Source organism: Vibrio tetraodonis (assembly GCF_003350295.1).
Taxonomy (GTDB): domain Bacteria; phylum Pseudomonadota; class Gammaproteobacteria; order Enterobacterales; family Vibrionaceae; genus Vibrio; species Vibrio tetraodonis.
On sequence record NZ_QLYY01000018.1, the window covers coordinates 102,842 to 115,836 of the forward strand.

General features: G+C 43.8%; 15 protein-coding genes and 1 other RNA gene. 8 read left to right on the forward strand and 8 right to left on the reverse strand.

Annotated features, from left to right (window positions below):
• Nucleotides 1-14: 14 nt before the first annotated feature.
• From DPF90_RS14235 to rpoE, 4 genes are read right to left on the reverse strand one after another with little or no spacing between them, the layout of a single operon-like run.
• The gene (locus tag DPF90_RS14235) at nt 15-485 is read right to left on the reverse strand and encodes a SoxR reducing system RseC family protein (RefSeq protein WP_114787003.1); all 471 of its coding nucleotides are present in this window, start codon (nt 483-485) and stop codon (nt 15-17) included.
• Nucleotides 482-1,447, reverse strand: a complete 966-nt coding sequence (gene rseB / locus DPF90_RS14240) for a sigma-E factor regulatory protein RseB (RefSeq protein ID WP_114787004.1) — start codon at nt 1,445-1,447, stop codon at nt 482-484. The genes DPF90_RS14235 and rseB overlap by 4 nt, the downstream gene beginning before the upstream one ends.
• A complete protein-coding gene (locus DPF90_RS14245; RefSeq protein ID WP_114787005.1) occupies nt 1,444-2,064 on the reverse strand; it encodes an RseA family anti-sigma factor in 621 nt (206 codons plus the stop codon). The genes rseB and DPF90_RS14245 overlap by 4 nt, the downstream gene beginning before the upstream one ends.
• A gap of 26 nt (nt 2,065-2,090) precedes the next feature.
• Nucleotides 2,091-2,669, reverse strand: coding sequence for an RNA polymerase sigma factor RpoE (gene rpoE / locus DPF90_RS14250; RefSeq protein ID WP_114787006.1), 579 nt, complete (start codon nt 2,667-2,669; stop codon nt 2,091-2,093).
• A gap of 383 nt (nt 2,670-3,052) precedes the next feature.
• On the opposite strand from rpoE, the gene nadB reads away from it, so the two are divergent.
• Entirely contained in the window at nt 3,053-4,666 is a 1,614-nt protein-coding gene (gene nadB, locus DPF90_RS14255) for an L-aspartate oxidase (RefSeq protein WP_114787007.1), read from the forward strand.
• 384 nt (nt 4,667-5,050) lie between these two features.
• Here the strand turns inward: nadB and DPF90_RS14260 are convergent, their stop codons facing one another.
• The gene (locus DPF90_RS14260) at nt 5,051-5,311 is read right to left on the reverse strand and encodes an FAD assembly factor SdhE (RefSeq protein ID WP_114787008.1); all 261 of its coding nucleotides are present in this window, start codon (nt 5,309-5,311) and stop codon (nt 5,051-5,053) included.
• A 188-nt stretch (nt 5,312-5,499) separates the two neighbouring features.
• Between DPF90_RS14260 and ygfZ the strand changes: the two genes are divergently transcribed.
• The 3 genes from ygfZ to DPF90_RS14275 all read left to right on the forward strand — a co-directional run bounded on the left by ygfZ (nt 5,500) and on the right by DPF90_RS14275 (nt 7,759).
• On the forward strand, nt 5,500-6,468 hold the full coding sequence (gene ygfZ, locus DPF90_RS14265) for a tRNA-modifying protein YgfZ (RefSeq protein WP_114787009.1): 969 nt from the start codon (nt 5,500-5,502) through the stop codon (nt 6,466-6,468).
• Complete coding sequence (locus DPF90_RS14270; protein WP_114787054.1) at nt 6,458-6,931, forward strand: aminoacyl-tRNA deacylase; 474 nt, start codon at nt 6,458-6,460, stop codon at nt 6,929-6,931. The genes ygfZ and DPF90_RS14270 overlap by 11 nt, the downstream gene beginning before the upstream one ends.
• A 621-nt stretch (nt 6,932-7,552) precedes the next feature.
• Entirely contained in the window at nt 7,553-7,759 is a 207-nt protein-coding gene (locus DPF90_RS14275; RefSeq protein ID WP_114787010.1) for a DUF1107 domain-containing protein, read from the forward strand.
• Nucleotides 7,760-7,801: 42 nt separating this feature from the next.
• Here the strand turns inward: DPF90_RS14275 and DPF90_RS14280 are convergent, their stop codons facing one another.
• From DPF90_RS14280 to DPF90_RS14290, 3 genes are read right to left on the reverse strand one after another with little or no spacing between them, the layout of a single operon-like run.
• A complete protein-coding gene (locus tag DPF90_RS14280; protein WP_114787011.1) occupies nt 7,802-9,028 on the reverse strand; it encodes an FAD-dependent 2-octaprenylphenol hydroxylase in 1,227 nt (408 codons plus the stop codon).
• Nucleotides 9,029-9,051: 23 nt separating this feature from the next.
• Complete coding sequence (ubiH, locus tag DPF90_RS14285) at nt 9,052-10,230, reverse strand: 2-octaprenyl-6-methoxyphenyl hydroxylase (RefSeq protein ID WP_114787012.1); 1,179 nt, start codon at nt 10,228-10,230, stop codon at nt 9,052-9,054.
• A gap of 13 nt (nt 10,231-10,243) precedes the next feature.
• The gene (locus tag DPF90_RS14290; protein WP_114787013.1) at nt 10,244-10,819 is read right to left on the reverse strand and encodes a YecA/YgfB family protein; all 576 of its coding nucleotides are present in this window, start codon (nt 10,817-10,819) and stop codon (nt 10,244-10,246) included.
• A 236-nt stretch (nt 10,820-11,055) separates the two neighbouring features.
• On the opposite strand from DPF90_RS14290, the gene DPF90_RS14295 reads away from it, so the two are divergent.
• The 4 genes from DPF90_RS14295 (at nt 11,056) to rpiA (ending at nt 12,904) form a co-directional block, all read left to right on the forward strand.
• Complete coding sequence (locus DPF90_RS14295; protein ID WP_114787014.1) at nt 11,056-11,364, forward strand: cell division protein ZapA; 309 nt, start codon at nt 11,056-11,058, stop codon at nt 11,362-11,364.
• 22 nt (nt 11,365-11,386) lie between these two features.
• Nucleotides 11,387-11,570: non-coding RNA, 6S RNA (gene ssrS / locus DPF90_RS14300), on the forward strand.
• A 26-nt stretch (nt 11,571-11,596) separates the two neighbouring features.
• A complete protein-coding gene (locus DPF90_RS14305; RefSeq protein WP_114787015.1) occupies nt 11,597-12,184 on the forward strand; it encodes a 5-formyltetrahydrofolate cyclo-ligase in 588 nt (195 codons plus the stop codon).
• Nucleotides 12,185-12,247: 63 nt separating this feature from the next.
• Entirely contained in the window at nt 12,248-12,904 is a 657-nt protein-coding gene (rpiA, locus tag DPF90_RS14310; RefSeq protein ID WP_114787016.1) for a ribose-5-phosphate isomerase RpiA, read from the forward strand.
• Nucleotides 12,905-12,995 lie beyond the last annotated feature (91 nt).

The following is a 12,995-nucleotide window of genomic DNA, read 5'->3' on the forward strand; positions in this document are numbered from 1 at the left end:
CTAGACAATTCGCACTAGCTAATTGGTTTGCCTAATACACGCAGCAATTTGACATCGGTTAACGATCCTTGCTCCAGTTTCATCACTAGCCGTTTGGCACAATAGACTCCGATAACCACACAAAGAGCAGAAGAGGCAATCACTAGGCCTTCTCCGTAGCCAAATATAGGTCTCAGTAACCACTCTCCTAATAGCGCTCCGAAAATCATGGCAAATAGTGGGGCTAGGTAAACCAAACTCGCTGATTGTAAGATGCTTCTCTCTGGAAGACCGATTTCAACCACTTGACCTGCTTTAACTTGCTCAGAAGTATTTAGTTGCCAATGTAATGATTTGCTACCTACAGCTTTAGATACAATCCCGGTACCACAACTTTTTTGAGATGAACACTTAGAGCAACTGGTTTGTTGATCGCAACTTAGTTCGACAATAAAACCGTCTGCATTAGGAGTAACCGAGGTAACCGTCGCCAGGGCCGTCATCATTGTGCTGTGCCTATAGGTTTTTTAATGGTCACCGACTGGGCAATTCTTTTCGCGGTTGCAGGTGGAATATCACCAACCACAGAAATTTCTTTATCACCTTTAACATAGCTGTGCAGTGTGCGGCGACCTTGCCGAACAAGTTGACCTTTCAATGAGTAGTCATCGCTTTGTGAGACATAAACTGAGAAACTAAACAGACCATCGCTAAACATTTGCGTTTCCACCATACGCTCAGTGCTTCCCATTCTATAACGATTCAGCTCAGTGGATTCAAAACCCTTGGGAATCCACCCCACAGTCCAGAAACTGTCCTCTAATGCACCTTTAGGTAAAGACAATACGCCAGGTAATTTTACCGTATTTAGCGCACCTAATATCTCAGATATATTGTCATCAACGCTGTATGAAATGGTGCGATACTGCTCGAGCACTTCACCATCTCGGTCAACGAGATCCGCTCTGAGTGGCAATTTAGTCTTCTCATCAACCCACAATATATACGAGTAACGAAGGCCGTCTTTGGAAGCAACTCTCAAAACTTGACAAGCTACACCAGCCTCTCGAGCACGACCAACCTGAATAAAATCATAAAATCGACTTAGCTCTTCCACATCACTATTTAAAAGTGGGATAGTGGGTGCAACTATGTTGCCCGATTCGATAGTAAAAGGCTCAACGCCAGGTTCAATGTAACTAACCTCACTACCACGTCTTATTACTTCCCGACTTGGACCACTTAGATAAACAAGATGAGCAAGCTGCTGATTATTGTTGCGAGCATGGCGGTATAAAAGAGGCTCAATACTATTTTTCTTAATCAGAATATAAGAAAGTTCATAGCTGAGGTGCTGACTGGCCTCGTTCATTTGATGCAACAACGCCTCTGCAGTTCTTTCTTCTGCAAAGGCGAGTGGCGAACTCAAACTGAACAGTGCCAGTACACTGGTCAGAATTTTTTTCATTCAACTACCGTTTCTGGGTTGTCATTATGTTCTGTAACATCGCTATTGAGGCGTAATTGCAATTCATAATCCTGCAACATAGCGTTAATACGTCGTCTCTGTTCCTGAACATTGGATGTATTTGATGCAGCTGGATGCTCAACTGAACTGCGAGTCAAACTTACAGGTTCTGCACTACCCGAAAACGGGATAGTTTGCAAAACTGGGAGCTGTTCTAAATCTGCCTGTCCAGGTTCACTACCACCATATTGTTGTACGCCAAGGATTACCGCCAAAGAGACGCAGGCAGCAACTGCAACTTGGCCAAACTGATTCAGCCACGCAGGCAGTTTAAGCCTTGCTTTCACAGGATTGGGCTGCTCTATAGGTGAATGAACTTCTGTCACACCTTTCGCAGATGCTCTGGAGTGAGCCGGTTCTTTTTCCAATGCAAGCGCAACGCTATCGGCGATATCCCACTCCATTGTTTGGGGAGATTCACCTCTCATCACATCACCAATCAAATGATAATTGTTCCAAGTTCCTTGGCTCAATTGATCTTGCTCTAATTCGCTAATTAGTGCTTTATCAACCAATTCTCCATCCATGAGTGCTGAAATTTTCTCTTTGTCAGCCATTCTTTTCACCATTAACCTTTTTGGCATTAGCGTTGCAAAAGAGGTTGAATCTTCTTCTCAACCGCTTCACGAGCCCGGAAGATACGTGAACGTACCGTTCCTACTGGACATTCCATTACCGCAGCAATTTCTTCATAACTCAAACCATCCAGTTCTCGTAGCGTCATTGCCGTTTTTAAATCATCAGGCAGTGCTTCGATCGCACCAAAAACTACTCGTTTCAATTCTTTGGACAACGTTAAGTTCTCAGGGTTCGAAATTTCTTTCAATGCACTACCTGTTTCGTAGTATTCAGCTTCTTCAGTATCTACATCTTGCGCTGGTGGTCTACGCCCCTGAGCAACAATGTGATTTTTAGCAGTATTAACCGCTATCCTATACAACCAAGTATAGAAGGCGCTCTCACCTCGAAAACTTGGTATGGCACGATAAGCTTTAATAAATGCCTCTTGTGCTACATCAGGTACATCACCAGGATTATTGACGTAGCGAGAGATAAGGTTACAGACTTTGTTTTGGTATTTTACCACCAAGAGATTAAAGGCTTGCTTATCTCCATTCTGAACTCGCTCAATAAGCACTTGATCGGTCAGCTGCTCGTTCATTCGAGCCTGTACTCCTATTGTTATCGACCCCTACCTTACAGATATGAGTATTAATTATTCAAAACGCAGTATTGACACCACCGCTTACTTGAGCACTATTGTGACTCAGTGATAAATATAAAGTTCAATTTTTTTGCAGATTTTATCTAACAAGCGATGATTCGATAACTGTATAATCAATGATAGTGGGGACGAAAGCACCCAAAAGCAATGCTATTTACAAAGAATTGCATTCATTGAAATGTTAGTATTATCGATGTACTCCACTTCTGAGAGCGTGATGAAAGTAATTCATTCAGCTTAATGAACAACCATATTTAATAGCTGATGCCCTGCATCTTCCGAGGTATCAGCACTACTTTATTCAGGAATTTAAAAGTGTTATGAACACAAACCGTGAGCATCAATGCGATGTGTTAGTGGTGGGTAGTGGCGCAGCGGGTCTGTCGCTGGCGTTACGTGTGGCCGAATACGGCAAAGTGATCGTATTGAGCAAAGGGCCAAGAAGTGAAGGTTCGACTTATTATGCACAAGGTGGAATAGCTGCTGTGTTTGACGAATCCGACAGTATTGATTCTCATGTACAAGACACTCTTATTGCTGGTGCAGGATTATGTGAACAAGAGACGGTTGAGTTTATTGCCAAAAATGCAAAAACTTGCGTCCAATGGCTGATCGATGGTGGCGTACCTTTTGATCGAGAAGAGGGCGATAGCGATGATAAACCTCGTTATCATTTAACCCGAGAAGGCGGGCATAGTCACAGAAGGATCTTGCATGCTGCCGATGCCACTGGAATGGCGATGCAAACATCACTTCAAGATAATGCTCACCATCATCCTAATATCACCGTTTTAGAACGGCACAATGCTCTCGATTTAATATGTGAAGATAAAATTGGTGGTGATTCTGCCAAAATCGTCGGCGCCTACATATGGAACCGTAATCAAGAACGTGTTGAAACGGTTAGAAGCAAGTTTGTCGTACTCGCGACTGGCGGCGCATCAAAAGTATACCAATACACATCTAATCCAGATGTTTCTTCAGGAGATGGTATTGCCATTGCTTGGAGAGCAGGATGTCGAGTCGCCAACATGGAGTTTAACCAATTCCATCCAACATGCTTATATCACCCAGAAGCAAGAAATTTCTTGCTGACTGAGGCCTTACGAGGAGAAGGCGCATTTTTAAGGCGTCCTGACGGCACTCGCTTTATGCCCGACTTTGACTCGAGAGAGGAACTTGCCCCACGTGATGTCGTCGCCAGAGCGATTGATTTTGAAATGAAGCGTCTTGGGGCAGATTGCATGTACTTAGATATCAGCCACAAGCCTGCAGAGTTTATCGAAAAACACTTTCCAACCATTTATAGTCGGCTTATCGAATTGGGCATTGACATGACCAAAGAGCCGATTCCCGTAGTCCCTGCCGCCCACTATACCTGTGGAGGTGTTATGGTCAACAAACAGGGTGAAACTGACTTATCACGACTTTATGCTGTTGGTGAAGTAAGTTATACAGGTCTTCACGGAGCCAACCGCATGGCTTCTAACTCTTTGCTTGAATGCGTTGTGTACGCCTGGTCTGCCGCAAACGACATAATAGAAAAGCTTGCCAAAGCGACTATGCCACCCCCACTCCCTGCTTGGGATGAAAGTCAGGTTAGTTGTTCTGACGAAGAAGTCGTGATCCAACATAACTGGCACGAGCTGCGTTTATTTATGTGGGATTACATGGGGATAGTGCGCACAGATAAGCGCCTTGAACGAGCCCTACGGCGCATCCAATTACTTCAGCAAGAAACGCACGAATATTACAGCAACTTCAAAGTATCGAATAATTTACTTGAACTACGTAACCTACTTCAGGTAGCAGAACTTATGGTACGCTGCGCCATGGAAAGGAAAGAGAGTCGTGGACTACACTACACTCTCGATTATCCTGAGCTCGCTCCAAATAGCGGCCCAACTATATTGTGCCCTGAAAAATTGCTCTAAATGATTTAAAGGGGAGCTTGTAGCTCCCTTTTAAACATTGATAATAACAGCCGGTAGTCCTTTTCAGACACACTGTCGCGCCACAAAATGTGCCTCTCGCCACTATCAAATTGCAAAAGCAAACCAAGTGCTGGTAGCAGCATTACTCTCTTTTTGACCATGAACTCTCGACCATTCAATTCACCCAAACCAGAGTTAGATATGATCAGATTACCTTTGAGGGCATTGACTAACCAGCCAGAAAGACAATGATGCCTATAAACACAAGCAGCAAGGTAGAGAGTTAATGGTAGTGGAAGATTCGAAGCCGAAAAGACACTGCAGGCTAAAATCAAGATAGTGAAATTAACCTGACAAGCGATAAATGACGTTGAGGCAACTAACCTAACGTACTTTACTGAGGTTGTGAGCAACGATTTTGTCAACCATAGAGGCGTGACCTAAATTATCACTACGCCCGTGCCCCATTATCCAAGTAAATAAATCTGGATCATCACACTCTAGCAGTGCAACAAAGTCACGCTGTTCCTCTTCTTGTAGCTCTTCAAAGCATTCTTCAAAAAATGGCATAATGACCACATCGAGCTCCAACATACCTCGACGACATGCCCATTTAATACGAGCTTTTTCTTCCGGAGTGTACAATTTTAATTTCCACCTTTTAGGTTGTTTGTCGCGAGTGTAACAATCAATAAATCGAACCACCACTAACTAAGTCACAATCCCGAGTGAGCTAACAGATTTATAACACTTCCCATACTGGTTGAAAGGTTGTTTCCTAAGGTCGTTCAGCGCTAACATAGCAAACAAACTATTGCACTCAGGTAAAGAACATGAATTGGCCAAACGACTTTAATCAACTCTCATTATCCAGTACAGACCCGCTTCCAGAATTGTCATTAACTTATTTGGCATCATGGGGGATGATTACCGCTGAAGGTGACGACAAGAAATCTTACTTACAAGGTCAAGTCACATGTGACGTAGTCAAACTTTCTGAAGATGAAAGCACCCTAGGCGCGCATTGTGACGCGAAAGGAAAAACATGGAGTATATTTCGTTTATTTCACCACCGCTCTGGCTACGCAATGTTTCAACCAAAATCAGCCATAGAGAAAGAACTTGCTGAGCTAAAAAAATACGCCATTTTTTCTAAAATCGAATTTCTTGCTAGTACCGATGTACTGCTCGGCTTAGTAGGTAAAAATGCCATCAATACAATTAATAGCTTATCTTCACAACAAGGTTCAGTTCGACCCATAGATGGGGGCACAGCGGTACAAATAGATGAGCAAAGGTGGTTACTCGCGGTCGATAAAGATACTGCGTCCAAACTCTGTCAATCTATTGATGCGCCAAAAATCTCTGAAGAAGTTTGGACATTATTAGACATTCAATCGGCGATACCTATCGTAAGTGAAGCTGTGCAAAACGAACACATCCCACAAGCGTTAAACCTGCAAGCTCTGAAAGGTATTAGCTTCAGTAAAGGGTGTTACACAGGTCAAGAAACCGTCGCCAGAGCCAAATATCGAGGCATGAATAAAAGGTCTTTGCAAATCGTATCAGGTGACTACTCCGAAACACTATCAGCAAACTCAGAGCTGGAACGTTCAGTGGGTGAAAACTGGCGCAGCGCCGGTGATTTAATCGCAAGCTACTCGTTTAACGACAACAAAGCTCTAGGCCTTGTTGTTCTGCCTAATAATCTTGACGCTGATACTAAGCTTCGTCTAACGAGCCAACCAGATTCTTCTTGGACAATCCAACCGCTCCCATACTCGCTTGATGATGACCAATAGCCTTGATACCAATATTACCCGCTACCTGAACGCGCAGCGGGTTTCGTTTCGCGTACTTCCTCACCAATCTCCAGTCACTACTATTGAAGACGCTGCAAAGCAGAGAGGGGTTTTACCTGAGCAAATGGTTAAGTGTATTCTTCTGCGAGATATGGGGAATTTGTATGCGCTGGCTTGTGTCCCCGGCGATCGCTTAGCAGATCCAAAAAGGGTGAGGAGCCTATTAGGCTGCCGACGCATGACATGTGCCGATCAGTCCGACATAGAGAAACTTACTGGATACCAAATAGGTACAGTCACTCCTTTATTGTTGCCAACCAAGATGCCCATCATTTTTGACCATCGACTAATGCAACAAAGCGAGGTCACTATCAGCAGTGGTTCTCTACTTGCCGGTATTGCATTACAGATCGATGACTTGTTTAACCTATGTAATCCTGTCTTAGCGGATATTTGTCGCTGACCTATGTCTAACTGGCAAAGCTCAAGAACCAAACATCTAACATTTAAATGTGAGTTAATACTCAATAAGAGATAAAAACCAGGACATTTATATTCATATAAACGGCATTTGAAGTCATTTACCACATCATGAATTACACTTGTATTGTTAGGAACATTCATGCCTGTGCCTAGATGTTAACTGCGATGTTTATCGTCGCAATTGCCTTTAGTTACGAGTACTAGGCTAAATGTCTAACCACACAGTGAGACCACTGAACACATCAGTGATTTTACTCTTGTGTAATGCATCTGTGACTGTTTGCCCGCGATATGCGGGCTTTTTTTATGCAAAAAATTTACCTTAAATTGTCACATAAAAAAAATATTAAACTATTCTTAAAACTGTCATAAATCTCGGGTTTACTATTTGGTGACTAAATAGTACGAGATGATTTCCATAGACAGAGCATAACTAAGGGAAAACATCACATAGTAATGGGTAGCTATCTGTAATTTTGTTTTATGAAGCACAAATACCCAAAAGACATTCATTTTACTGCATAAATTTCCATCATAATCACATTAATATTGAGCGGAAAATTATAAACTTGCGGTGCTTGCTACATATAAGGATCACTCTATGAGACTGTTTAAGCGCTACATGCCAGGTATGATTGCTAAACATGTAAGTCGATTGTTTAAGGGAAGGATTTATATTTGTGGAGTTGGACGATTTGAATTCGATAACGGAAAGCTCGTGCTACCAGAAAGGGCAGAAAAGCGTCACTTTAAAACGGTGAAAGAAGTTAATCAGGAAATAATGCGCCTACGCTGCGCATACATATAAAAGTTTTATGGGGGCTGGTTAAAACCAGCCCTTTTCATTACATCAAACCGCTTCTTGCTCTAAATACTTTGCTAATACAGGTAAATTCCCTTTAAGTCCTAGCGCTCTTTTCATGATCTCATCTTTGGCACCTGGTAACTGGCCAACCAAAGTCATGCCTAGTCCCCGAACCAATTTCTTAGCAGGATTATTACCGGAGAATAAGTCTTTGAAACCTTGCATCGACGCGATCATTTTCGCGGCTTCCGACTTCCGCCAGCGTTCATAGCCCCGTAAATGTCGACGACTACCAATATCATGGCCTTTACGCCAACTGGTTTGAACTTCTTGAGCGAGACACGCCGCATCCAGCAACCCCAAATTCACCCCCTGTCCCGCCAAAGGATGAATAGTGTGCGCAGCATCACCAACTAATGCAACTCTATCAGTCACAAAGTCCCGTGCATAACGCATTTTTAATGGGAAGGACGCACGCTTACCAACCACTTCGCATAACCCCAGTCTTGCATCAAATTCAGCTGTAAGTGTTTTGTTGAATTCTTGATCGGGTACTGATACTAAATATTCAGCACGCTCAGGTTCTGTTGACCACACGATGGAACTCATATTACTCTGATCCATGGGCAAAAACGCAAGAGGGCCTTGTGAAGTAAATACTTGACGGGCGACTTTGTCATGTTCCTCAGCCGTCCAAACATTCGCGACTATCGCACTATGACCATAATCCCAGTGAGTGAGCGGAATATCCAATTGTCTGCGTACCCAAGAGTTAGCGCCGTCTGCACCCACCACGAGTTTTGCTGTGAGTCCTTGCCCATTCGCCAGATTCAGCCATACCTCACTTTCACCAACCGCCATCGAATGACACTGAGCAGGTAGATGAAGGCTTACATTCGGCATTTGCTTGACCCTGTCGAGCAGAGCCAGTTGAATCACTCTATTTTCCACAATGTGTCCGAGATCTGGTTGAGCGAGCTTCTTTGCATCAAACTCAATACGAGCAAAACTATCTTGCTCCCAAACTTCCATTGCCGAATAAGGGGATGCCCTGCGTTGAACTATCCCCTCCCATGCACCCAGGTTACGTAAAATGACTTCACTCGAGCGACTAAGAGCAGAGACTCGGACATCAGGGAGGTCATTGATTTCACACTCTGGTATCTGACTTTCAATTACCGCTACTCGCAAGTCAGTGTCTTTGAAGGCAGCGGCAAGCGTCAACCCTACCATGCCTCCACCAACAATTGCGATATCAACGCTTTGTATCATCGAACCCTTCCTCACTCAGGTTGCTACCTAGCAACCAAACCTAATGTTCTTGTTAATAAAGGAGCTTTGAGCATGGTCGCATTGTCCATTGCCGCTAACCCCAGATTACGAGCAACCCTAAAACTCAGATAATCATTGGAAAAAATATGAACCAGCGATGAAGTCAGTGATAATGTCATGGACCTATCAAGCTCTCGACGACGCTGATACTGACTCAACACGGAGTAATCACCTGGGTCTTGAACATGAGACATTATTGAATCTGCCAGTGTCGCAATATCTCGAATGCCTAAGTTGAATCCTTGTCCGGCAATTGGATGAAGGGTTTGTGCTGCGTTACCAATAATCGCTAATCGATGCGAAATGTTTTGCTGGCGAAAACTTTGTTGCAGTGGATAACTGCTTCTGTGGCCAATAGTTTGAAACTCTCCTAGCCGCCAGCCAAAAGCCGCTTGCAATGCCTGTTTGAATTCTGAATCATCTAGAGACATTATCTGCGTGGCTTGATCGGGTTTAAGGCACCAGACCAAAGACATTCTTTGCTCACTCATAGGTAGAAGTGCCAAAGGCCCTGATGAAGTGAAGCGTTCAAAAGCCTTTCCTTGGTGAGCTTGAGCAGTTTTAACGTTTGCTATAACCGCCACTTGTTCAAAATCATGCAACTCTGACTCAACCTCCAATTGTTCACAGCAAGTTGATCTCGCACCATCGGCAGCAACCAACAGTTTACTTGCTAACGATTGACCATCATTGAGAGTAACGCAAACTTGATGCTGCAACCTTTCTATCTGGCTCACGCGAGCGGGGCACAACAGGTGAATATTCTTATGCTGGCTCAATTGTTCACTGTAGTATCGCCCTACGTCAGTAAGTTCAACCACATAACCCAGTGCGTCTACTGGTATTTCTTGGTGATCAATATCTGTCATACCAGCATGCCCCCGGTCAGACACATGGATGTGTTTTATTGGCGTCGCAAACTCGGCCATAGCTTGCCAAAGATCATACTGTTTAAGAATGTTGACTGTACCAAGCGATAAAGCAATAGCTCGCGAATCAAATCCAGGATGAGCATCATAATCAGCCTGATAGGGTTCAACGACAGCAATGGACAGCGAACCACCAGCTAACTTACTCACCGCCAGCGCCAATGTCATCCCTGCCATTGCACCTCCGGTGATGACAATATCAAACTGCTTCATGAAATATCCTACATTAATGAATAGTCGGGGCCTTTTGTTTCTCAGGTTTCTGACCAAACTCAGCATGTATGGTTAATACACAAACCTTGATGTGTTCGATCACTTGCTCAAGCAATTGCGCTTGTTCTTCAAGATCATCGTCTTCGTCAATACCTAATTTGGCTATTTCTTCTAAGTCTGCCAACGCCTCTTTGGTGTCCTTGGATGCTTGCCTAAGTTCAGCGCCAACTAAACCAAGTCCAGAAATGTAGTGATTAACCCATTCGGCAACACCATCCGCCATATCAAATAAGCTAGCGCTCGCCTCTTCATCGGGTAGCAAGATTGAGATATTCATGGCGGAGCTTGTAAACTCAGCAACGGTCACGTCTAATGTGGTTTGAGCTAGTTGCAGTGGTTTAGCAGGCCATCCCATGCCATCATTGGTGTAGTCAAAAATCATCGGCTGCCAACTTTTGTCTGTTAGGCTCAAACCACCACTTAACATACCAGCCAGTAATCCGTGTAACTCAGCAGGATTGACCGCTAAACCAGCGGTTTGAAGTTCACTTGCTAGGGTCAAATAGGCTGGCAACTTATGTTCGCTCATACAAGCATCCCAAAAATAAGTAAATAATACCGATTCTAGCATTTACTTGAGGGAGCGAAAACGAACGATTAGCCGATTGTGAGTGGCTTTTATACAATTTGGTTAATTAGTGTAGTTTTGCATGGGAATTTATACTGTCGAGAGGGAAAAGCTTGAATCTTAACAAGCCTTTTTCTATAGTTTCTTCCTTGGTGATCATCTACATATCACACCCAACTAACGTATTCAGGGTCGCTATGAGTAATCAAGCAGTTGAAGTTGAAATTTTAGGTAAATTAACTCGAGTAAACTGCCCTGCTGGGCAAGAGGAGTCGCTACGTAATGCGGCTCAGCAACTTGATGAACGTCTAAAAGATATGACTTCTAAGACAAAAATCACCAATGAAGTACAATTACTCACCTTTGTCGCATTGAACGTCTGTCATGAATTGGAAAGCCGTGATACATTAGAAGTAGAGCAAAAAAAAACGCTCGACAATAAGTTGGAACAATTAACCACCTTATTAAGTGATGCGCTCGGCCAAGTAAAGCTGGAACAGCAATAAGCTTTTGGGCCAACAATAAGAATTTACCCTGGAGTGTTCGTTAGGGGATTAAGTCCCTGAGCCGATAAGCAATACTTAAGGGTTGGCACTTGATAGCTATTGAGCAAGCTCGGCTTGAACCGAGAAGCCTACGGTTACCATTGCCGATCCGCCTTGAACCTGCTGGTTCAAGGGTCCCAAATCTCCAACGGCACTCTGGGGTACCCTACATCTCTTCACCAGTGGCATTCTTATGACTCTTTCGCGGCAGGACTACCGAAAACTCATCCGTCAAAAACGCAATCAATTGAATCCAGATGAGCAAAGTCAAGCTACCATCGCATTAACAAGGCATTTCCTCAGTTTATCTGAACTTGAACAAGCTCAGCATATTGCCCTGTACCTGTCTGCCGATGGTGAAGTCGGAACCTCTCTTCTTATTCAAGAGCTTCAAAGGCTCGGAAAAGAGGTTTATCTTCCAGTCATTCATCCTTTTTCAGCTGGCCACCTATTATTTCTTAGCTATGACGAGAATACGTCCTTGGTCTCTAACCGCTATAACATCTCAGAGCCTAAGCTTGAAAAAGACAAAATAATACCGGTTGAGCAGCTAGATATTATCTGCACACCGTTAGTGGCCTTTGATAAACATGGCCATCGCCTTGGTATGGGTGGGGGTTACTATGATCGTACTTTAGAGCCTTGGTTTCACTCTCAATCTGGGCCAAAACCAATCGGTCTTGCTCATAGTTGTCAAGAAGTTGAACAACTGCCCGTTGAGTCATGGGATGTGCCTTTACCCAAAATCCTTACCCCTAAACAGATCTGGGATTGGGAATAGTCTCAGATTGGATATATAATCGCGCTCCAGACGCATAATTTAAACCCAGTTTAGGAGACGGGCATGACGCAAGATGAAATGAAAAAGGAAGCCGGTTGGGCAGCACTTAAGTACGTAGAAAAAGGCAGCATAGTTGGTGTAGGTACGGGCTCAACAGTCAATCACTTCATCGATGCCCTAGGCAGTATCAAAGACGACATCAAAGGCGCAGTATCTAGCTCTGAAGCCTCCACTGAAAAGCTTAAAGCCCTAGGCATTGAAATCTTTGACTGCAATGATGTTTCCTACTTGGATGTCTATGTAGACGGCGCTGATGAAATCAATCCATCACGCGAGATGATCAAAGGTGGCGGCGCCGCTCTGACCAGAGAGAAAATTGTTGCTGCTATCTCAAATAAATTTGTCTGTATCGTCGATGGCAGCAAAGCGGTCGAGGTTCTAGGGGAGTTTCCACTTCCTGTAGAAGTTATCCCTATGGCGCGTTCCTACGTGGCTCGTCAACTGGTTAAGCTTGGGGGCGATCCTGTTTATCGAGAAGGGGTAACAACAGATAACGGCAACGTCATTTTAGATGTACATGGCCTTCGCATTACCAATGCGAAACAATTCGAAAACGACGTTAATGCCATTGCAGGCGTTGTCACGGTCGGCTTGTTCGCTCATCGTGGAGCAGATGTTGTGATAACAGGGACCCCACAAGGTGCCAAAATCGAAAGTTAGTTTTCATAATTTCAGACACTTCATCGCAAACAGCACCATTAGGTGCTGTTTTTTTCATTTATCTTATTAAAAATTATTCCATATACTTTTA